Below are 21900 nucleotides of genomic sequence, written 5' to 3' on the forward strand. Positions count from 1 at the left end.
TATCCATATAGGTTTTCGTTGAGCGATACGAATCTTATTGGATCTAAATGATAATTACTATTGTTCGCATTGGTGTTTTTGGTGGTTTTCGTACGTCAAACTTGTCTTAATAACGAGAAAATCTTTTAAATTACAGTGATATATGAATTTATTTAACATTTGTAAAGGTTCAATTAATACGTGTAATGTGTGATTTGTGTCACGCTACTTACAGTGGGTATAGATAAGGAAAGCAGTTGTGCAGAGTCCAATAACATTAGAAGCACTTCATATATTAGATGCGATCGAAAGGAGAGGCAGCTTCGCAGCGGCAGCCAATGAATTAGACCGGGCACCTTCGTCGTTGAGCTATCAAATTCAAAAGCTCGAACAAGACCTCGATATCATGATATTTGACCGCTCCGGGCACAAAGCGAACTTTACCGAAGCAGGGCGACTTATACTTGAGCGAGGAAGAGACATTCTTGCCGCGACGGAAAAGCTGGTGAATGATGCGAGCGTATTGGCCAATGGTTGGGAGCTTGATATTACGCTTGCGTTTGATGGCATCATTCCGGTTAAAAACTTCTTTGGCTTAGTTGCTGAGCTCGGCAATGTGAGTTCGACACGTATAAAGCTTCAGGAAGAAATACTCGCTGGCTGTTGGGAATCGTTGAATAACGGTCGCGCTGACTTACTTGTTGCCCCGAGGATCGATACGTTACCCCAAGATGTGAAAGCCGAAACCATTGGCACAATGGAAATGATTTGGGTCGCAGCGGTCGACCATTATGTACATAAGCGTGTGGGTGAGTTTGATGAGCAGGCGCGCGAAAAATATCGAATCGTTGCCATCGCAGATACGGCGAGAGAGCAACCTGCGCTAACGGTTAACATCACCCAGCGTCAGCCACGACTTACTGTGACAAACTTTTCAGCCAAAGTGGATGCACTTAAGTTGGGGTTAGGGATTGGCACCTTACCAAAGGAATTGGCGCAAGAGCTCATTGAAGAAGGGGTGATCAAACAAATTGAAGGGACCAAACCTCAGCCAATCGATATCATACTAGTGTGGAAACGTAATAAAATTGGGGAAGCGAAATCTTGGTGTATTCAGTACTTGATGAAGCATTGGAAGAAGCAATCAAAAGTATAATCAATAAGGGGAGCTCAATGGCTCCCCTTAATCTATTCCGTTAAGCAAAGACGCATATCTGCAACGCCATCTTCAAACTGAACATCTAACTCGAATCCTAGCTTTTGAGCCAACATTAACATGCCTCGGTTAGTTGGCATTGTCATCCCCGACATTTGTAATGTGCCTTTGTGACGACAGTATTGAATTATCTTATTCATCAGCACCTTACCCAAGCCGTTTCCCTTAAGATCAGAACGGATCAAAATAGCAAACTCGGCATCGGTGTTTTCTGGATTGATCAATGCACGTGATACGCCAATGATGGGTGAACCAGGACGAGACTGGCTCACGGCGACGAATGCCATTTCCCTGTCATAATCTATTTGAGTCAAATTTGCCAGTGCTTCATGGTTGAACTCGCCAACATCGGTAAAGAAGCGCTTATAGAGATCTTCTTTTGAGACATTATGAATAAAGTCCGCATGGTGAGGCTCATCTTCAGGAAGAATTGGGCGCAGCAACACCTGTTCACCGTCTTTGAGCTCAATAAGCTCTTCGTACTCTACAGGGTAAGGGCGAATCGCCAATCTTTGTTGCGCATCCCCCTCATATCGTTTCAATACTAAATCTGCATCGATAATGGTGAAATTGGATCCATTGGCGAGTACTGGATGAATATCCAGTTCATGTACTTGAGGGCAATCAACAACCATTTGCGAGATTCGAACAAGTAACTCTGACAGACCATGAATATCCATTGGTTCAGGCAGTTTCTGTGGGCGAATCTTGCCATTTTTTATCGCTCTAACGATAAGGTAACGCGCTAGGGCCATATTGAGTGGAGGAAGAGCAGAGGCGGCATCGAGAGATTCATCCCACTCAGAGCCGCCTTGACCAAGCAAGATCACTGGACCAAACGTATCGTCATGTTTGACCTTGATACGTATTTCTTCACCACCGGCAAGCTTTGCCATCCCTTGCACCAACAGGCCATGTATGTTCGCAGAAGGATAGGAGAGCTTAGTACGATCGAGTATCGCATCTGAGGCGCTTGCAACTTCGGTACTGTTTCTTAAGTTAAGCATCACGCCTTGTACATCTGACTTATGAGCAATGTCAGGGGAACGCAGCTTCACCGCAACCGGATAGCCGATTTGCTCCGCGACGTGAACTGCTTCACTTGAATCTGATGCAATCCAAGTCGGCAGCACTTCAAAGTTGAAACAGCGTAAAAATGGGCCAATTTGATGAGTATCTAGTGATACTGTGTTTTTATCCAGTAACTTTTCTTCTATCCAATTATTCGCTTCTTTTAACTCTGCGATGTGTACTGGCTCTGCTGTGGTTGGTGTTTCCATCAGTTGTTTTTGGTTACGTCTGTACTCGACAAGGTGCATGAAGGCGACCACGGCACTTTCAGGCGTTCGATAGGTTGGAATACCGGCTTGAGTGAAAATATCTCGGGCAGGTTTCGCGGTGAGTTCACCAGACCAGTTGGTTAGAAAGTTAAAGCGCTTGTGGCGTGGGTGCGCTTTAATCGCATCAACCACCGCTTTGGCTGTTAACTCTGAATGCGCGACAGCAGAAGGGCTGTGCATGATCAAAATGGCATCAGCGCAATCAGTATCCATCAGTGCGTTGAGTGTATTTACATAGCGTGACTGATCCGCATCGCCGACCATATCAATAGGGTTGTTGTGACTCCAGCTGGTGGGCAAAAGCGAAGTCAGCTTATCCAACGTCTCATCAGATAGCTCTGCTAATTTTCCGCCACGTTCAAGCAGTGTGTCGACGGCCATGATTGCAGGGCCACCACCGTTGGTAATGATGGCAAGTTTCTCACCACGCAAAGGGACCGAGTGCGTCAGAGTTTCTACCGCTGCAAATAGCTCATGAGAGTTGTTTACGCGCAGCATACCCGTACGGCGAATCGCAGAGTCGTAGATGATATCGAGTGTGTCGTCGCCACCGGTGTGCGCTTTAGCGGCAAGTCGCCCAGCAGACGTTCTGCCACCTTTCAGCACCAAAATACGGCGGTTACGAGACGCAGCACGCGCGGCAGACATAAAGCGTCGTGCGTCTTTGATCGTATCAACATAAAGTAGGATTGCTTCGGTATGAGTGTCGGTACTTAAATGATCTAGAAGATCAGCGAAATCGATGTCTAGAGCATTACCTAATGAGATAAACGCTGAAAAGCCGATGTTTTTGTCATTGGCCCAATCAAGAATTGTCGTACACATTGCCGCTGATTGAGAAATAAAGGCGATTTTGCCTTTTTCTGCGGTAACAGGAGAGAATGAGGCGTTGAAATTCACCCAAGGTAGAACCAAGCCCAAACTGTTCGGGCCAAGTATTCGCATGCCACTTTGTTTCGCGATTCGAAGACAGGCAGACTGAATACTTTCGCCATCATCATTGGATAAATGCATATCGGCAGAGAGGACAATAACCGATTTTACCTGCTTGTCAGCGAGTTGTTGAAATAGAGCCTGATTGTATTTCGCATGAGTACACAAAATGACGACATCGGGAACGATCGGCAATTGATCAACAGAAGGATAGGCGAGCACACCACACACCGATGAGTATTTTGGCGTGACGGGCATGATTGCACCTTCGAAGCCACCATGAAGCAAATTCTTCATTACGATATTGCCGGCTCGCATCGGTTTGGTCGATGCACCAATAACGGCGACAGAACGAGGTTTAAAGAGTTGGTTCAAGTTGCTCATCTCATGCTCCCAATACAGCGACAACACTCATCCTAGCGAACCTAACTGGTAAATACTCATCGATTTTGATGTTGTTTTAATCAGATCACTCCGGTGCTGGTTAAGTTTGTGCCATGCGTCACAGTGTATTGATATATAATTAGAATGTTGGGTTGATTCTCTTCCTTTCTAACGGCATGATTTACAGTAATTTCTAGTTAAGGCATTTAAAATTTCATGAAAAAAATTGCGATTGTTGGCTTATCAGTGGTGCTTTCTGCATGTGTGTCGAGTGATTATGTCACCGATGTAAGCTCGGAAAGCTATCGTGAGGATTACAAAACAGCTAAGGTTGAACAACCAGTTGTATCACAGCAGGGAATGACCAACGGCATTTCAGAAGACAACGTTGCAGTTGTCAATATGTCTACTCCAGAAAAACAGGCTGTGAAGACGCAGGCTAAAGCGAAACCAGCTGTAGCGATTATTCCGCCTACCGCTAAGCAGAAAGCGATGAACCCTCGTTACGGTTTCACTATCCAAGTGGTTGCTGTCGGTTCACAAACTAAGGTTGATCAGTTTGCACGTAAATTGCCACGTGATAACCAACCTATCTGGGAAAACTATAAAGTTGTGAACGGTACTAAATGGTACTCAGTACTTTACGGTGACTACGCAACTCGCACAGATGCTAAAAAGGCGATCGGTGAACTTCCAAGTGAATTCCAATCTTTGAAACCTTTTGTGAAGAGCATTGATGCTATCAAGAACTCTCAATACCCAACTTTGAACAAGTTGAATTAATACCATTTTTATAAGAAGGGGCTCTCGCCCCTTTTTTTACGTCTAAATTGTAAGCACTCAGAAGCCAAATTCAGAAATTCTTTGCGAAAATCGTGTAACTGTATGCGCTTTTGATTATCATGTTTTTCTAATCCCTCTGTTGTGTCACGGAAAGATCGATTAATGACTAATACGACAATTCTTCTTCTTTGCGGTGGTGGTTCATCTGAACATGAAGTATCACTCGTTTCTGCAAACTTCCTTCAATCTCAGCTAGAGCAGACGTTTGACTTTAACGTTGTACGCGTAGAGATGAAAACAGATGGGTGGTACACCGACAGTGGTGACCTTGCATACCTAGATACCAACTCGGGTACATTGAATACCGACTCTCAGCAGATAAAGCTAGACTTTGTCGTTCCTTGTATTCATGGTTTCCCTGGTGAGACTGGCGACATTCAGTCGATGCTAGAGCTATCGGGTATTCCTTATTTAGGTTGTGGCCCTGAAGCGAGTACAAACAGCTTTAACAAGATCACATCTAAGTTATGGTATGACGCGTTAGGCATTCCGAATACGCCTTACATTTTCCTTTCTGAGAATAGCCAACAAGCTTATGAACTAAGCGCGCAAGCTTTTGAAAAATGGGGAAGTGTCTTCGTCAAAGCTGCACGTCAAGGTTCTTCAGTGGGTTGTTACAAGGTAACGGAACTGTCGCAACTACAAGCAGCGCTAGATAACGCATTTGGTTATTCAGACCAAGTCCTTGTTGAGCAAGCGGTTAAACCTCGTGAGCTTGAAGTCGCTGCGTATGAAATTGATGGTCAGCTTCATATCACGGCACCGGGTGAAGTGATTGCACCGGAAGATGCGTTCTATTCTTATGAAGAGAAATACAGCACAACAAGTCACTCTACAACTAAAGTGGTCGCGACTGACTTGAACGAAGATCAGCTAGCAGTGATTCGTAGCAGCTCAGAGAAAGTCTTTACGCAAATGCGTCTTCGTCATTTATCTCGAATCGATTTCTTCTTGACGCCTAGCGGTGAGATCTACTTGAATGAAGTGAATACGTTCCCAGGAATGACGCCGATTTCGATGTTCCCTAAAATGCTTGAGAACAACGGACACAGTTTTGCTGAATTCCTCGCTAACTGTGTAAAAACATCAATTTAAGTCCAAGGCTTAATTGATTTAAAGACAATCTTTTCTTCTTCTGCCTGTGCCTTATTACCGAGATAGTGATAAGGCATAGCAGCACTTTGCCAGCGACCTAATTGCTGGATCTCCCTTACTTTTTTTCCCTGTTTAGCAAGGTTCTCAACTGCACCAACTCGTAGTGATTGACCGGAAAACTGAACATCTAAGCCAAGCTTGCTACTCGCGTTACGTAATATACGAAAGATAGAAGAGTCATCTAATGGGCTATTACTCGTAACACCGTGCTTATCGATGGCTGTAAAAAGAGGCCCAGAGGAATAGGCTTTCGACTCAATCCATTTGGCCAAGAAAAGGCTAGCAGATTCAGATAATGAGTAGGTTGCAGAGCCTACGGAAAGTTGTTTGGCGGCGCGATCACCGATGACATCTTGATGGGATAGCACTTTAAGCTCTCCACGTTTCAACATGCACTCGAACATGATGTAGTAGATCGCGAGGTCTCGCTTGTCTTTTAACTTAGTGGAAGATTCAAAGCGTTGAGTAAACATCTTTAAATGCTTGATAGTAAAAGGTTGAACTGAGGTTGCATCGTGTTTTTTCTCAAGCCTTAGCCGCGCCATAAGGGTTTGAATAGCTTGGGTGCTAGTAGGGTCGGCAATCCCCAGAATTCTATGGATTAAACCAATAGTTACCCCGTAACGCTTAATGGTCGCGTATTTTCTTTTCTGAGCTTCGCGTTCCAAAAATAAACGAACAGCGGTCGAAGAGGCAGGAATAGGGCGTACATGCTTGCTTTGACAAAACTCAGTGAACAGATTCCAATCTTTTCTCATAGCTAACAGTGAGTTATGAGAGTAGGAATTATCCGTTAGAGAGTTGATATCTTCCAATTCGATAGGATTGGAAAATGTAGCAGCAAATTGATTTCTTTCGTCTTTGCATGTGATGACGCGAACGATTTTCTTCATTTATACGCACTATAACCAATAAAGTTATGATAAATATACTTGATAATGAGCAATTTACAATTATTATTAAACTAATCTACTACAACGATAATAATCATTATGGCTGCTGCTACTTACAGAGGCTTTGTCCTCAAAACTGCTGGAAATTCAACGGAAGTTTGGCAAGTTCAAATCAAGAACCATGTGCTGTCAGGCAGCATGGCTGCTGTGAAAAAGAGTATCGATTGGTTCTGCGATACGGCTACCATCATCGACCCTAAAGAGTTTAGCTCGTTGGCTGAAAAGAAAACGCCAACAGGAAGCCCTGTACAGGAAAACTTTAACGGTTATACGCTCAAAAATGACACCGGTGACGTGAACAGTTGGTACTGTTTCTTCAACGGTCGTCTAATTAAGGGCGGAAAACTTGCTATACAGAAGCATATAGAGGCATACTTGCTGGCTAAGCAAAAAGCCGAACAGCAACAGAAGAAATAACACTTATGACTCTTGTATATAGTACTGATATAGGTCGAATCAAGCCTGAAGAAGAAAAGCCACAGCGTGAAAAAGGCGACGGAATCGTTCGTATCATTCGCCAAACGAAAGGACGCAAAGGTAAAGGCGTTTCTATCGTAACTGGTTTAGATTTGGATGACGCACCTTTAAAGCTGCTGGCAGCAGAGCTTAAAAAAGTTTGTGGCTGTGGTGGCTCAGTAAAAGATGGCACAATTGAAATTCAGGGCGACGCACGTGACAAGATCAAAGCGCACCTTGAAAAGAAAGGCCACACAGTAAAATTAGCCGGTGGCTAACCCTAAGAACAGGTTTGCTAATCTCTGATTATCAAACTAGTTATTAGGTATTTTATGTAAAATGCGATTATGTTGAATGAGACAGCATATAGAGCGCAAAGCAGGTTAGTAGAATCAGAGCACTTCGTTGTGCTCTTTTAATTCGGCATTATATTTAACATAATATACATAATGCGTAGTAAATGGTGTAGGTGCAATTTAGTAATGTCCGGTTTTAGCCACTTTAAAATGTCCTCTTAAGATTAACAATATTGTTTGCTTTTGAGGCTTTAACCGATGTTGATTACGATGAGTGAAAAAGATATTTATCGATTTAAGGTTCTGTCTGACGTCCGTGAAAAGCGTTTACGTCAAGTTGATGTAAATGTGTCTGTTCGTCATATCCGGCGCTTACTCAATCGATTCTCCACTTTAGGAGCTCAAAGTCTCGCACACGCTGCTCGTGGTCGTCCTAGCAACCGGTGTTACTCTGAAGATTTTAAAGCTGAAATACTAAAGATCATTCACAAGTACTATTCTGATTTCTCACCAACGCTCGCTCTCGAGAAACTCTCAGAACAACACAATCTCGCTGTATCTAAAGAGACTCTACGTCAATGGATGATCGCTGATGGTCTTTGGGTTCCACATTCCAAGCGAAAACCTCGAATCTATCAACCTCGTTATCGCCGAGACTGCTTAGGTGAAGACGGCTCTCACCATGATTGGTTTGAATGATGTTACTGACTATGACTGATAATCAAAGTTATTTAAGACATTGTGATAAACGAATTGAGCGATTAGTTGCCTCTTTCGAATACTACCCATTAAGTGCTACTATGTGCACATGTTCTTATTGAAGGTAGTCAAAAATGAATACGGCGATTAACGACGAAGATAATGTTGTCAGCCCCCCCAATTTTCATCAATACGAGTATAAGCAATTTAACGAATATAAACCTGGTGACGAAATAGCTGGTCAAACAATACAATATGTTGCTGCTTCATCCGAAAACTACATCATTGCAAAGACAGAAAATGGCGGATTATTTTGGAAATCTAATGTAGCTTATACTGCTATTCAAGAGTACGCTCAAACTAGATATAAATTAATTGAGCCTTTAACCCATACAATTATAATACCTTCAGAACGCTATTCGCACATTCTAGCGTTGGAACAAGCGTTTATAATAGGGTTCCAAGCAGAACATTTAACAAAAGACGAGCTTAGTAAAATATTTGATGACATTAAGGAAAAAATTCAAGGCGCAAATCAAGCAGATATAACAGTGTTGGTTAAAGACTCTGATTTTTTGGTAACTAGAGATGCACAAGGTTACCTTTCTGTCCACACAGCAGAAGGTATTGCCATCACTCCTGAAATATCGCACGCCCTATATAGAGCAAGGTCTTTATATAATTATTGTGTTCAGCTTCTCCCTTCAAAAGAACACAAGCTTTCTGCTGACCATATATCAGAAGCATTTACAAAGGTGTTTGCTTTACATCACTCAGACACTCTACAGTTAACAATAAAAGACGTAGATAGTTTTTTCGAAGACGTATATAAATTTTTGAATAATCAAATCTTAGCAAACCTAAGAGCTAAATTTCTATTTTATACAGCGTCATCCGCATGCTTTATGGTTTTGTTCATTACCATCGTATTTTCCCTTGTTGAAATACCACAAACATATTTTCATGCTTCCTTTGCTGCATTGGCCGGTAGCTTCGTATCTGTCTTACAACGCAATAATAGTATTGCTCTTGACCCGCTTACGAGTTCTAGAGGTTTAGTTGTCGATGCTCTATCAAGAATATGGGTGGGTATTACTTTCGGTATTTTTACGATCATGCTTGCAGAGTCTGAGCTTGCACTTGCTACATTCAACAATAACTCAATGGCATTAATGGTTTTTGCGTTTATTGCCGGTTTTACCGAACGTTTTGCTCCAGACATGATTGAAAATGTCACGATCGATAAAGCCAACGGATCAGAAACCCCTCGATCCGATTAAATTTGAAAAGTGCGGAGTTGTTTTATGAAAGCCGTGAATTTAAAAGTGAAGAATTAAAGTTAGCTATGCAATATCATATGCTCTATAAACCTAGCCCGACTATGATGGTAGCGTGGTGACACTGTCACCTATCTCAGCGCTTCTTTAACCGGCGCTAATTGCCAATCGTTATACGCATATGACCTAGCCCCCGCCATGTAACGCAAATTCAGGTTTCGACCTTTTAATAAGATCTCAACAAATAGATCGTTTTCACTACGGTTAATTGGCACAAATGCTAAGACTGAATCATGACACGTACGGGAAAACTCGAGTGGTGTTCCATTCGCTAGAATGCTGACGTTAGCTTTATCAGTGAAATATTCATTTTGACCACACTCTACACCCGCCAAAGATAACTTCAGCTGTTTACCGCTTAAGACGCTCAATGTCGGTAGCGCGATGGATTCAGCCAATACAGCTTGAGTTTGAGCAGATACCGAGATTGGCGCAGCGAAAACTAAGGCTGCAAGTGCCAGTGTTTTGCACTTATTAGTAACCATGTCTATTCCTAACCCTGGATTATGAAAACGAATAATCAATAGGTTAGCACATCACTCCCACCATGTTCAGGTTACGAATGCAGTTAAACCAAGATACGAATCACAGGCCGTTAAATTTATGAAAGATAAAAATCGCTATGAATAAGCTCGTAAGATTGTTGTTACCAACCTTTTTTATTGCTGTAAGTTACTTAGTGTCGAAAGATAGTTACTCACGTTGCGCTTAAGTTTGTTTAATTCAGCCTCTAGATTTCGATTCTTCAACATTTCACCCTCTTTGCGCAGAGTCGCTGTTTTCTAGCATCTTCTTGCTATTACAGTGTCGCGGGGGGGTGATAAAGTTAACATGAGTTTTCGATTGAAGCCCAACGAAAACTTTGATTAACACTTATATGATTATTTTTTGACGATTCATTTGCCCACATGGATATGTGGGCTTTTTTTATTTTACACTTCTTAGTTTCTAATTACACGTCTGTTAAACGATCCAGTTTAGTTACGCCATAACCACGCAGAGTATTACACTGGCTGACAGTAAGTGCTTACACCGGAAACTTACAGATGTGTAATTTAATTACAAAGTAACTTTTAAGGGCGTTATGGGAAGTGTTTTGTGCTTTTGTAAGTTATTGATAATTAGTTTCTTTGTGGTGATTGCCGGTTTGTTTGATCTGACTTTCAGTTTTATTACAAATGGATGTTTCATTGGTTATGAGAGGTGTTAGGAAGGTAGCGGTTGGAGTGTGTCACCTAAGAGCGATATTTTGTTCTGTTATAGTGCGTATTAAAATTTAGGCATAAAAAAAGAGCAGTGCCCTGCTCTTTTTAATGATGTGTGGTCAGTTATTGTTTTGCAGCTTCTGCCCTAATCTGCTCAGCAACAACTTTGATTGCTTGGGCTGTACTCATGCCCTCTGCCATGAGCTGCTGGATTCGCTCTACGGCTTTCTGTTGTTCTTCGTGTGAGAGTGGCGGTAAATCGTCAAACATAAAAAAGGCTCCTAACATTTAGGAGCCGACTATATTACGAATTGCACGATTAGGCTAGTATCACCTACCCCGTTGCTTAGTAACTGGTTAAGAAGTTTACGTAAGCACCCATAGAGTTTTCATTGGTGTAGCTCGCACCGATATCTAACTGGAACAGATTCAACGGCGATAAACCAATACCTGCTGTTACGGTATCGTCTAGATCATCATAAGCTAGGTTACGTTTCCAACCTGCGCGCAGCTTTAACTGACGCATAATGTCGATTTCACCACCGACGCGAAGCATTTGAGTGTTGTCATCAAAATTGGTGTAGCGCTCTTCTTCATTAAGATCGTAATCAACACTTATAGTTGCGTAGTCGGCAACTAGGCCAACACCGACTGTGTAAAGTGGACGCATTTGGTATGCATAAGATACAGGATCAAATGTGCGGCTTTGTGAACCATCGATACTTGATGTAACAGTTGAACCCGCAAGTTCAATGGTTTGTATATCACGAGAGATAAGATTGGTAGCAGAGAAGCCAACGCGTAATGGTCCATGGAACCATAAGAAACCTGCGTCCATATTGAACATGGTTTCGCCAGTGCCATTATCGCGTACATCTTTAATATCGTAATTGTTTAGGTTCGCTGAGTAAACGTAGGTATAGATACGTTGTATCTTAGGTGTAATACCAAATGAAATGTGTTGGCCAAGAAATGTCTGGTATTTTGCTAGTGAAATACCTACTTCAGTTACCCCTACACCTACAGCGTTGACCGCACTTAACTCAGCGTTGATTGCTGGGTTTAAAGCCGGATCAATTCCGCTGTTAGCGCCATCATAAATATCAGTTTGGGCGAAAGATTCTGCGTAGGCTTTGCCAAAGACGTTTGCAGCAACATAGCGGTTCGGAATAGCAAACGCGACAACACCACCAAACTCTAGCTTGGCGATATCGCCACTTAGTGCATCTAGGGTGCCTTCAAGTTCAGCGACATTTGAATAGTCGCCAGCGATCGCCTGATCAATTAGGCCTGCAGCCTTATCGAGATCATCAACCATCATATGCTCATCGCTATATGATAAACCGAAGCTTGGTGTGATCATGCCAACATCGTCATTACGACGGTAAATAGCAGTCAGTGCTGGGTTATAAAAAGGAGCGGTCAGAAAGTTTGCTGAAACAACGCCAACACCACCCATTGCATCGCCACGGGCTTCAATTGCATAGTTTGCTGCGGACGCGGATGAAGCAGCAAACATAATAGACAACGATAAGAGCTTTAATTTATTTTCCATATCGGTATAAACTTTTTCTATTCCATGTGTTTATATCGACATATTGTGAATTAACTTGAGCTATTCATCCACTGAAACATCATACGTTTTACTAATTATTTGGGATTGCTCTACAATAATTGGCCCTTGCCAGCGTTGATGTTTCATTGATACAGCAAGAACATATCGTCCTGGCTCAATTGGCACGTTACCTAAAGCGGTCGGATAGTCGGAGTCGTAGCTCTCTCCCCACACTTGGCTATAAGTCCCATCCACATAGTCATAAACGGCCGTTTCTAACTTAGGTAATGGACAGTGTCGATTGAGTAATGCGTTCTTTTCTACTTTCCACTGCGCTTTTGAGTTCCAGCGTACAGACACTTTTGCCTTTGGCTCACCAAGTAATAGCCATGAGCTCCATGATGTTTCATCAGCAGCAGTAATGTCGATACGGTAAAGCCCCATTTTAACGCGACTGTTTAAGTTGTAGCGTTTGACGTAACGAGTGAATTTACCGTCGTCTTCGTTTGGCGTTTCTGTAACCGTTGTATCAGTGGAGAGTACTTTTGATACCCAACGCGTGAGAGAAATCTCTTTTAACTCCTTGCTTGACCCTACCTCAACGATTGCGCGGTAAGAGTCTCTGCCTGGGCTTTGAATTTCTGTGCGACGAACCAAAACGGTATTGATCCAATCTGGGAGTGACTTGTTGTCTAGCCCTTTTCCGCAGTCCACTTCAAGAGATTGCAAAAATAGGTCGTTGAGGTGTGGAACAATGCTTTCGTTCTTCTCAAGTTGCCAAACTTCGACTAATGAGGTGAACATACCAGGCAAGTCGCCATCAAGCAGATGCTTGTGCGCTTGTGTTAAAGGCGAGTTACTTTCAAACCAAGGTATTTGCGCGGCTGAAAGAGGTGCACTTAATACCAGTGCACCGATCAATGTTGCTGTTCTAACCATTAAGCTTTCATTTTGTAGCCAACGCCACGAAGTGTTTCGATCTCTAGGCCAGGTAACTTCTGACGCAGCTGTAGTACGTGTGTATCTACAGTACGTGTTGTTGGGAAGTGGTTGTAGCCCCAAACGTGGTCAAGTAGCTCGTCACGTGTGAATACTCGTCCAAGGTTGCTTGCTAGGAATAGCAGCAGATCGAACTCAGTACGAGTTAGCGTGATCGCTTCGTCTTTGTACTGAACTTCACGAGTTGCTTTATCAATAACTAGGTGTTCAGTGATTACTTTGCTGTCATCAGCGGCATCGCCTTCTGGCGCACGAAGTTGTGCACGAATACGAGCAAATAGTTCTGCTTCAGCAAAAGGTTTGGTTAGGTAATCATTCGCACCAGCGTCTAAGCCCATAACTTTGTCTTTAACGGTAACTAAAGCCGTTAGTAGAATGACAGGCACTTCTTTGATGTTCTTCCATTCAGGTAAGTGTGTCACTGAATCACCATCAGGTAACTGACGGTCAAGAATCACTAAGTCTGCCTTGTCCCAGTACTGAGCAACATCAGCGATGGTTTCTGAGTGGAAGCATTCGTATCCCGCTTGCTCCAAACTTACTAGAAGTCCATCAGCTAAGTTTTTGTCGTCTTCAACAAGAAGCAGTGTCTGTTTCACAGGGTATCTCCAAAATAAACGTTGTCGGTGGACCAACTAATGACATTTTACCGCCCATTCGTCCGACCATTGATTCAACGATGGTTAAGCCTAAGCCAAGGCCGCTTTTACTTACAAAAGGTTTTCTGAGCTGACGCCAATCTTTTGAAGACAGCTCACCTTGGTCAATCACTTTAACCGTAATCTTTTGCTTAGATGTGGTGACATCAAGCACCACAGGCGCAACGCCGTACTTAACAGCATTACGTATTAAATTGTCTATACACGTACCTAACCAATATACATTAAGTTTGGCCGCGATATCTTCATTGATAACGACTTCGATATTACTATTAAATTCTTCTTCAATTTTAAACTCAAGCCACTCTTTAACTGATGGAACCCAATCAGTTGCTAGCGGCTTATTGTCTGATTGCAAGTAGTCTTTACTCGCTTCAGCTAATTGCCTTAAGCGTCTAGAGTCTTCACATAAACGTCGAAACTCATCATAAACCGTTTCAGGTAGCTGCTCAAACTCGCGTCTAAAGCCTTCTACCGTTAACGATAAGCTCGCAATTGGCGTTCGAAGCTCATGCGTAAGAATTTGCAAGATGAGCATGCGACTTTTCATCTCTTGTCGCTTGGTGTTCCAACGGTACACTGACCAACCAAGCACCAATAAAATGTTAGCGATAACAAGAGCGACCATGCTCATGCGTAGTAGATCGGAATGATCTTTAGCATCCCAACAAAGGTTGCCTCGACGCACGAAACAGCTGCTCGACTCCTCACGAAGAGTAAACGACAGCCCTGCCGTTTCGACATTTCGTCTCCAGATATACTCTGGGAAAATTAAGTAGTTGTCGCTTTGTCTCAACCAAAGCTCATTACGTTCAATGAACATGCTTGAGCCAGAAATCAGCGCGATGATCGCGTCTTCATCCATGCGCTGTAAACGCCCTAGCAAGGTAGAATCTGGCGCTAATGAACGTTCTTTAATATGCATGTATTGCTGAAGTTCATCTTTTCTATCTGGATAAACGTCAACATAGCGACTCGCATAAGTCCCCCCGCCTGGGTGTATTAATGCACTACGCGTGAACCACTTGTTTGTCAGCCTATTACCCTTACACATTGCGCGTGTATATACCAGCGGTTCTGTAATTAGTGGGCTTAGGGGTAATTTACCAGTACAGTTCTTGGCGAGTTGATAAAGCCTCTGGATATCTTTCAAAGGATACGCAGAAGTCTGAGGCAACATGGACTCAGGGGTCAGTAGGCGCGTCGGGTAATCTGTTTGTAGACTGCGGATATCATAAGATGCAGTCGCTTTTTCTTGATCAAAAAGCTCGACGAATTGGTCAATACGCTCGGGTAATGACTCTGAATATGCGTTACCACTTAGCAGTACCAACGAAATTGACAGTGTTTTAATCGTCGTTTTAATCAATGTAAAAATTCAATAAATCAGTGAGTTAGATTTAGAGTAAAACATTATCGCAAAAAGATAAAACTGAAATGTGATATCAATGTCAGAAATAATACCGATAAATGAAAAGAAGCCAGCTGTTATAGCTGGCTTCTTAGTTAGGAAGGCTGCGTTATAGCGCTTTAGAAATCGCGTCTACGCTCTCTTTCGCATCGCCAAATAGCATATGCGTGTTTTCTTTAAAGAACAGCGGGTTTTGAACGCCAGCGTAGCCAGTATTCATTGAACGCTTAAAGACGATAACGTTTTTCGCATTCCAAACTTCAAGCACCGGCATACCTGCGATTGGGCTGTTTGGATCTTCAAGCGCCGCTGGGTTTACCGTGTCGTTGGCACCGATAACAAGAACCGTATCCGTTTCGCCAAAGTCATCATTGATTTCGTCCATTTCTAGTACGATATCGTAAGGGACTTTTGCTTCAGCAAGTAGTACGTTCATGTGACCAGGTAGACGGCCCGCAACTGGGTGAATACCAAAGCGAACGTCAATGCCTTGTGCGCGCAGCTTCTCTGTAATTTCATGTACTGGGTACTGAGCTTGCGCTACTGCCATGCCGTATCCCGGAGTGATGATTACAGATTTTGAACCTTTCAGCATGTCAGCAACATCTTCAGCGAATGTTTCGCGGTGCTCACCATGCTCTACGTCATCAGAAATAATCACTTCTTGACCAAAGCCACCTGCGATTACGCTAACGAACGAGCGGTTCATCGCCTTACACATAATGTAAGACAGAATCGCACCTGAAGAGCCGACTAATGCACCTGTAACGATCAGTAGGTCGTTTGCTAGCATGAAACCTGCTGCAGCTGCTGCCCAACCAGAGTATGAGTTAAGCATTGATACAACCACCGGCATATCCGCACCACCGATTGAAGCAACCAAGTGGTAGCCAAATGCAAAGGCGATAAGCGTCATTACGATAAGCGCGAACATGCTACCGTCAGCTTTGACGAAGTAGATCATTAGTAGCGTTGAAACGACGATAGCCGCAAGGTTCAGCTTATGTTTATGAGGAAGGTTTAGTGGTGATGATGAGATCACGCCACGTAGCTTACCAAATGCAACAACAGAACCTGTAAATGTTACCGCACCAATGAATACGCCTAGGAATACTTCCACTAAGTGAATCACGTGTGCCGCGTGCGCTTCTTGAGGGTTCAAAGAAGCAATAACTGGCGCGTCAATGTAGCTGTTGTAACCAACAAGTACCGCTGCCATACCAACAAAGCTGTGTAGAATCGCCACAAGCTCTGGCATTTCTGTCATTTCAACTTTCTTAGCATAATGGATACCGATACCACCACCGATCACCATAGCGATGATGATCCAAACAAGTCCTTCTGACTCTGGGCCAAAGATCGTTGCGATCAACGCGATAGTCATACCAGCAATACCGTAGTAGTTACCCGATCTTGCTGACTCTTGCTTAGACAATCCTGCCAAGCTCAAAATAAAGAATAATGCAGCAACAATATAAGCTGCTTGTACTAATCCTGCAGACATTCCCTGTTACTCCTTAGTCTTTACGGAACATTTCAAGCATACGCTTGGTCACGGTGAAACCACCGAAAATGTTGATACTTGCTATAAGCACGGCGATGAAAGATAAGAACGATACAACCCCATTCCCTTGTCCTATTTGCAGTAATGCACCTACGACGATGATGCCTGAGATAGCGTTCGTTACCGACATTAGAGGTGTATGCAATGCATGCGTTACGTTCCAAACGACGTAGTAGCCTACAACACACGCAAGTACGAATACGGTGAAGTGCGATAAGAACGCAGCAGGAGCAACAGACGCTACCCAACCGAAAGCACTTAGACCGATGGCAAGAGCTGCGATCTTCTTGACTGGAGATACAGGCTCTTCAAGTTTTGGCTCAGGTTTAACTGGTTGCGCTGCAGGCTTTTGCTCTGGTTGAGCTGATACTTGGATTGGTGGTGCTGGCCAAGTAACCTCACCTTCTTTAACGACTGTTACGCCGCGTAGAACGACATCTTCAAAGTCGATGTTGATGTTGCCATCTTTTTCTTTGGCTAGCAGTTTTAGCAGGTTAACAATGTTCGTCGCGTATAGCTGAGAAGACTGAGTCGGTAAGCGACCAACCATGTCGGTGTAACCAACAATCTTAACGCCATTGGCTGTTGTGATGACTTGATCTGCGACTGTGTATTCACAGTTACCACCATTGGCGGCCGCAAGGTCAACAATCACGCTGCCCGCTTTCATACTATCTACCATTTCTTTGGTAATTAGCTTAGGAGCAGGTCGGCCTGGAATAAGCGCGGTGGTGATGATGATATCAACATCTTCTGCTTGCTGTGCGTATAGCTCAGCCGCTTTTTTGTTGAATTCATCAGACATCTCTTTCGCGTAGCCGTCACCAGAGCCAGAATCTTCTTTGAAGTCGACTTCTAAGAATTCTGCGCCCATCGATTGAACTTGCTCTTTTACTTCAGGACGTACGTCGAATGCGCGCACGATAGCGCCTAGGCTACCCGCCGCACCGATAGCAGCAAGACCGGCAACACCAGCACCCGCAACGAGTACTTTCGCTGGTGGCACTTTACCTGCAGCCGTAATTTGACCTGTAAAGAATCGACCGAACTCATGAGCCGCTTCAACGACCGCACGGTAACCCGCGATGTTCGCCATTGATGATAATGCATCTAGAGCTTGCGCACGCGAAATACGCGGCACAGCGTCCATCGCCATGACGTTAATGTTCTTACTAGAAAGCTGCTCCATTAACTCTGGGTTTTGGGCTGGCCAGATGAAGCTGATAAGACTCGCACCTTCTTTAAGCAGAGCGATTTCATTGCTCTCTTCAGAATACAAAGGTGCATTCACTTTTAAGATAAGATCGGATTGCCAGACTTCTTCAGTCGTAACAATCTTTGCCCCCGACGCTTCAAATGCTGAGTTGTCGAAACTCGCTAGTTCCCCAGCTCCTGTTTCGACGACAACGTCGAAGCCTAATTTTAATAACTGCTCAACCGATTTTGGCGACGCAGCCACTCGCGTTTCTCCGGCGAGTATTTCTTTTGGCACACCAATTTGCATTAGCTATTCCTTGACTATTCGCAACAATGATTGTTCTGTTTTTATCCAACGGTTAGAGATACTTCAAGCATTTTGTAAGAAAAACACAAAATATCATTACATATAACCATTGGTAATGAGTCTGCATGCTGTTTAATTAGTTTTTCAACAACGAATTACATAAGTTGTAAGAGGTCTAACCAGGAGCAATAATTCATCATAAAAACAAAGAATTACGTTCATTACATAAACAAAAGAGCCATCAGCATAACGACTAATGGCTCTTAAATTTATGATGTTTATCAAATTGGTACGGATCTATTGAAAAATATTGTCACCCATTTGATCAACGAACATTTGCGCTTTTTTGAGCATAAACTCATTTGCATCGCTTTCGCTGGGAAGTACGTCTGAACGAATAAAGCGATGTGTTTTTGTTTCATCGCCAAATTGTTTTGTAATGCGCCCTGCGATTCGATACTGCCCGCCTTCTGACAAAGCTTCTTGATAGATTAGATAGCCTTTGTATTCCACCGGCTCAACTTCAACTTTCGGTTGCTCTTTCGAGCCCCCAAACAAGCGTGAAAACAGTCCCACTAACGACTCCTCGAATTTACTTTTCTTTCTTCAAGATTGGTTTTTCAAACCATTCTAGCTCAATGTCATCATCAAATCTTTGTTTACTAAAGATAACGGGAACTTCATCCTTACGTTGCTTGCGGCGATCATCGACTATCATGCCTACTGCAGCGTCTACTGCCACCTGAGAATAAGTTTTCAACGTAACTAAGCGTTCTTCAGGTAACGCGGATAAAAAATCGATATCATGCCGTATATACACTGGGCGAAGTTGGCTGAGTGCTAGACAAGCGAGATCGGCAAGTTGCTCATGATCGAAGTGATCGACAAATTCCGGCTTAGCGAGTACTTGCCCTACGAGAGTTTCCATATAGTTATGCACATCTACACTTATTTGCATATGGCTTAGCTCCTTCTAAGATAATGCGCTGATTATACAGTATGGTTAAAACGTTCAATTGATACTATAGATTGCACACTCTATCATCAACTTTTGTCCGCAATTTATCCATGCCCGCACTTTTCATAGATAAGTTTAGTAAAAAGCTTGGAAATTCATCAAATAAAAGTATTCTTAACAAGCATTCAATCAATAATTCATTCGTCTTAGGCTAGGTTTCATGTCGTTTTCCATCGTCACAACTAATTGGTTCCGTGTTGCGTTACCTCTTCTACTGTTGACGTTTATTGCTTTTGGCATGAACAACGTGATTCTGTTGACTCAGTCTAATTTGGGGATTGTTTCAAAGCTTCCCTTCGTTCTATTCGCCATTACCATTGTGTTGGCCAATGCATTTAAGCAGAGCCGGATAGCTATGGTTGCTTGTGCACTAGCACTTTCGTATTGGGTCATTCAAAATCGATTACAGTCACCGCTCTCTTCAGGTACGACGATATTAGAACTGTCACTTCTTGCGGCGCTTCTGCCGATTGCACTGCTTTTTGTCTTTACTTATCGAGATTCGACACTGTTTTCGCGCTCATTTGGCATCTACTTAGTTACACTGTCACTGTTTGTGTTTTGGTGTTACCTCATTCTCAGCCACTTTTATGATGGCGGCTTTGATAATATCGATGAAACCTTCCTATTTGTTCTGCCTGAAGTCTCTAAGCTGCCGTTTATCTTAGTGGTTTACTCTCTGGCTATGGTATTGCTGTTCGCGATCTGCGTGTTGAGCAAAAATCGTATCGTCGATGTGGTTATCTACTCGGCTACCCTTCTCGCATCAACAACGTTTGTCTTTTTCCACATTCCTCACATATCCAGCACTATGTTCTCACTGGCTGGTGTGTTGCTGTTGGTTTATTTGCTATCCGCCAGTTATGAGCTTGCTTTTACTGACTCTCTAACCGAGATTCCGGGCCGTCTTGCTCTTGAATCTGATCTAAAGCACTTAGGCCGCCGTTATACGATTGCTATGCTCGATATTGACCATTTCAAATCGTTTAACGATACATACGGGCACGATACTGGCGATGAAGTTCTTAAGCTTGTTGCATCGAAGATGTCGCACATTGGCGGGCGTGCAAGAATTTACCGTTACGGCGGTGAAGAGTTCACTGTGCTCTTTAAAGGAAAGTATGCCGATGAAGCGCAAGATCACTTAGAGCTACTACGTGCATCAATCGAAAATTACGATATGGTGCTACGAAACCAAGATGCCCGCCCTAAAGACGACAAGCAAGGGAGTAAGAAACGTGGTGCTAAAAAGGCCAGCGATACTGTGAATGTCACCATCAGTATTGGGGTAGCGGATAGTAGTGAGACATCAAAGGTTTCTGAAGTAATGAAGTCTGCCGATGATGCCCTGTACAAAGCGAAGAAAGCAGGTCGCAATAAAGTTTGTATTGCTTAATCGACTTGGTTAAAGAACAAGACGATACTGCCCCCTTTTAGATTACTGCCGTAGTTAATATTCAGTCCGATACCCACATTATCAATCCAGTCAGACTCAAACGGCGGCGTCATTAACCATCCTATCGAACCCTCATAGTAATACGGTGTACCCAGCGGTGTACTGGTGTCTCCACCAATGTCGATACGTCTAAAGCTACTGTAGACCGACTGCACAGAACGGCCTAATTTACTGACGTTATAGTAAGCTTCGATTCCGTTGGCCATATACCAGCCCTCAGGGTTGCCTACGTCACCGTAGTTGGCTTCACCCCACCCTTTGCCATAGAAGTAATGGTATGAAGACGTGACATTCCAACTACCCCAATTTGTCGGTTTGTCGTATCTAAGCTCGGCGTGAGGCTCAATAGATGCTGCCCACGCGTCAGTATTGAAAATGACCTTGTCTAAAGCGGGTTTTACATTCTCGTTAGAAAAGTCACTTCGATACTCGTGATTATTATTGAAATACTGCAGGTGCATACCGATACCTGGTGTCAGAGCCCAATGTTCTGATAGCTGGTAACGGAAGCGATAAGCGGTAAATGCCCCGAGGATGATCTCGTGTTGGAAGTCTTCCGCGTCGGATGGCCTTATCTCAAAGTCCTGGCGTGAACCAAGAATTGAAAAACGAGTGAATATTTGATGCTTGTGAACCGCATTCTCATCGCTTAGGTCTATCGTAAATGGGAGTGTTGAGACCGCGATTTGCTGGCGCAACTGAACCGACTCTTGAGAGCCGATATCTTCATTATCGAGATTAAACCAATCATTTGGGTCAAAGTCATGAACCCCAACAGTGAATACATCACTGTCAGTCAAAACAATGGCTGCGGAAAAAGCCTGTTCTAAGTAGTCTTGGAAGTGAGGGTTGCCTTTGGCTAAAGCAATCGGTGAAAAGCACGCTAACGACAAGCCTAGATAACGGCAAGATTTAAACGTTACCATCTAATCAATATT

Annotated in this window: 21 protein-coding genes; 8 read left to right on the forward strand and 13 right to left on the reverse strand. The window is 43.3% G+C overall.

The genetic code is table 11. From position 1 onward, the window contains the following. Positions 1 to 238 precede the first annotated feature (238 nt). Positions 239 to 1135 (forward strand): LysR family transcriptional regulator, encoded by an 897-nt coding sequence (locus ELS82_RS06140; RefSeq protein WP_134834688.1) that lies wholly within the window; start codon positions 239 to 241, stop codon positions 1133 to 1135. A 32-nt stretch (positions 1136 to 1167) separates the two neighbouring features. Here the strand turns inward: ELS82_RS06140 and ELS82_RS06145 are convergent, their stop codons facing one another. Next, entirely contained in the window at positions 1168 to 3852 is a 2685-nt protein-coding gene (locus tag ELS82_RS06145; protein ID WP_134834689.1) for a bifunctional acetate--CoA ligase family protein/GNAT family N-acetyltransferase, read from the reverse strand. Between the two features lie 216 nt (positions 3853 to 4068). On the opposite strand from ELS82_RS06145, the gene ELS82_RS06150 reads away from it, so the two are divergent. Next, entirely contained in the window at positions 4069 to 4635 is a 567-nt protein-coding gene (locus ELS82_RS06150; RefSeq protein ID WP_134834690.1) for an SPOR domain-containing protein, read from the forward strand. A 162-nt stretch (positions 4636 to 4797) separates the two neighbouring features. Next, positions 4798 to 5790, forward strand: coding sequence for a D-alanine--D-alanine ligase (locus tag ELS82_RS06155; RefSeq protein WP_134834691.1), 993 nt, complete (start codon positions 4798 to 4800; stop codon positions 5788 to 5790). Here ELS82_RS06155 and ELS82_RS06160 read toward each other — a convergent pair. Further along, a complete protein-coding gene (locus tag ELS82_RS06160) occupies positions 5787 to 6743 on the reverse strand; it encodes a tyrosine-type recombinase/integrase (RefSeq protein WP_134834692.1) in 957 nt (318 codons plus the stop codon). The two genes, ELS82_RS06155 and ELS82_RS06160, sit on opposite strands and share 4 nt — an antisense overlap. 99 nt (positions 6744 to 6842) lie before the next feature. Between ELS82_RS06160 and ELS82_RS06165 the strand changes: the two genes are divergently transcribed. The 4 genes from ELS82_RS06165 to ELS82_RS06180 all read left to right on the forward strand — a co-directional run bounded on the left by ELS82_RS06165 (position 6843) and on the right by ELS82_RS06180 (position 9534). Then, positions 6843 to 7220, forward strand: a complete 378-nt coding sequence (locus ELS82_RS06165) for a DUF3319 domain-containing protein (protein WP_134834693.1) — start codon at positions 6843 to 6845, stop codon at positions 7218 to 7220. Positions 7221 to 7225: 5 nt separating this feature from the next. Beyond that, positions 7226 to 7537: a stress response translation initiation inhibitor YciH gene (gene yciH, locus ELS82_RS06170; protein WP_134834694.1), complete on the forward strand. Its 312-nt coding sequence runs from the start codon at positions 7226 to 7228 to the stop codon at positions 7535 to 7537. Between the two features lie 276 nt (positions 7538 to 7813). After that, positions 7814 to 8254: a helix-turn-helix domain-containing protein gene (locus tag ELS82_RS06175; protein ID WP_134834695.1), complete on the forward strand. Its 441-nt coding sequence runs from the start codon at positions 7814 to 7816 to the stop codon at positions 8252 to 8254. A 134-nt stretch (positions 8255 to 8388) separates the two neighbouring features. Next, positions 8389 to 9534, forward strand: coding sequence for a hypothetical protein (locus tag ELS82_RS06180; RefSeq protein WP_134834696.1), 1146 nt, complete (start codon positions 8389 to 8391; stop codon positions 9532 to 9534). Between the two features lie 128 nt (positions 9535 to 9662). On the opposite strand, the gene ELS82_RS06185 is transcribed toward ELS82_RS06180, so the two are convergent. From ELS82_RS06185 to ELS82_RS06230, 10 genes are all read right to left on the reverse strand, one after another. After that, the gene (locus ELS82_RS06185) at positions 9663 to 10076 is read right to left on the reverse strand and encodes a hypothetical protein (RefSeq protein WP_134834697.1); all 414 of its coding nucleotides are present in this window, start codon (positions 10074 to 10076) and stop codon (positions 9663 to 9665) included. 843 nt (positions 10077 to 10919) lie between these two features. Continuing rightward, positions 10920 to 11066, reverse strand: coding sequence for a YoaH family protein (locus ELS82_RS06190; protein ID WP_134834698.1), 147 nt, complete (start codon positions 11064 to 11066; stop codon positions 10920 to 10922). Between the two features lie 76 nt (positions 11067 to 11142). Further along, complete coding sequence (locus ELS82_RS06195; protein WP_134834699.1) at positions 11143 to 12351, reverse strand: conjugal transfer protein TraF; 1209 nt, start codon at positions 12349 to 12351, stop codon at positions 11143 to 11145. 60 nt (positions 12352 to 12411) lie between these two features. After that, on the reverse strand, positions 12412 to 13290 hold the full coding sequence (locus ELS82_RS06200) for a DUF2861 family protein (protein WP_134834700.1): 879 nt from the start codon (positions 13288 to 13290) through the stop codon (positions 12412 to 12414). Next, positions 13290 to 13949, reverse strand: coding sequence for a response regulator transcription factor VxrB (gene vxrB / locus ELS82_RS06205; protein ID WP_053439160.1), 660 nt, complete (start codon positions 13947 to 13949; stop codon positions 13290 to 13292). Before vxrB ends, ELS82_RS06200 begins: the two co-directional genes overlap by 1 nt. Then, complete coding sequence (vxrA, locus tag ELS82_RS06210; RefSeq protein ID WP_370447453.1) at positions 13924 to 15387, reverse strand: sensor histidine kinase VxrA; 1464 nt, start codon at positions 15385 to 15387, stop codon at positions 13924 to 13926. The genes vxrB and vxrA overlap by 26 nt, the downstream gene beginning before the upstream one ends. 142 nt (positions 15388 to 15529) lie before the next feature. Continuing rightward, positions 15530 to 16924: a Re/Si-specific NAD(P)(+) transhydrogenase subunit beta gene (gene pntB / locus ELS82_RS06215; RefSeq protein ID WP_134834702.1), complete on the reverse strand. Its 1395-nt coding sequence runs from the start codon at positions 16922 to 16924 to the stop codon at positions 15530 to 15532. A gap of 13 nt (positions 16925 to 16937) precedes the next feature. Further along, entirely contained in the window at positions 16938 to 18488 is a 1551-nt protein-coding gene (pntA, locus tag ELS82_RS06220) for a Re/Si-specific NAD(P)(+) transhydrogenase subunit alpha (RefSeq protein WP_134834703.1), read from the reverse strand. A 297-nt stretch (positions 18489 to 18785) separates the two neighbouring features. Then, positions 18786 to 19064 (reverse strand): HlyU family transcriptional regulator, encoded by a 279-nt coding sequence (locus tag ELS82_RS06225; protein WP_134834704.1) that lies wholly within the window; start codon positions 19062 to 19064, stop codon positions 18786 to 18788. Between the two features lie 16 nt (positions 19065 to 19080). After that, positions 19081 to 19446, reverse strand: coding sequence for a late competence development ComFB family protein (locus tag ELS82_RS06230; protein ID WP_134834705.1), 366 nt, complete (start codon positions 19444 to 19446; stop codon positions 19081 to 19083). Between the two features lie 220 nt (positions 19447 to 19666). Between ELS82_RS06230 and ELS82_RS06235 the strand changes: the two genes are divergently transcribed. Beyond that, a complete protein-coding gene (locus ELS82_RS06235) occupies positions 19667 to 20902 on the forward strand; it encodes a GGDEF domain-containing protein (RefSeq protein WP_134834706.1) in 1236 nt (411 codons plus the stop codon). Here ELS82_RS06235 and ELS82_RS06240 read toward each other — a convergent pair. Then, positions 20899 to 21888, reverse strand: coding sequence for a Solitary outer membrane autotransporter beta-barrel domain (locus ELS82_RS06240; RefSeq protein WP_134834707.1), 990 nt, complete (start codon positions 21886 to 21888; stop codon positions 20899 to 20901). The two genes, ELS82_RS06235 and ELS82_RS06240, sit on opposite strands and share 4 nt — an antisense overlap. Positions 21889 to 21900 lie beyond the last annotated feature (12 nt).

The sequence above is a fragment of the Vibrio ouci genome (assembly GCF_004551525.1).
In the GTDB taxonomy this organism is placed as follows: domain Bacteria; phylum Pseudomonadota; class Gammaproteobacteria; order Enterobacterales; family Vibrionaceae; genus Vibrio; species Vibrio ouci.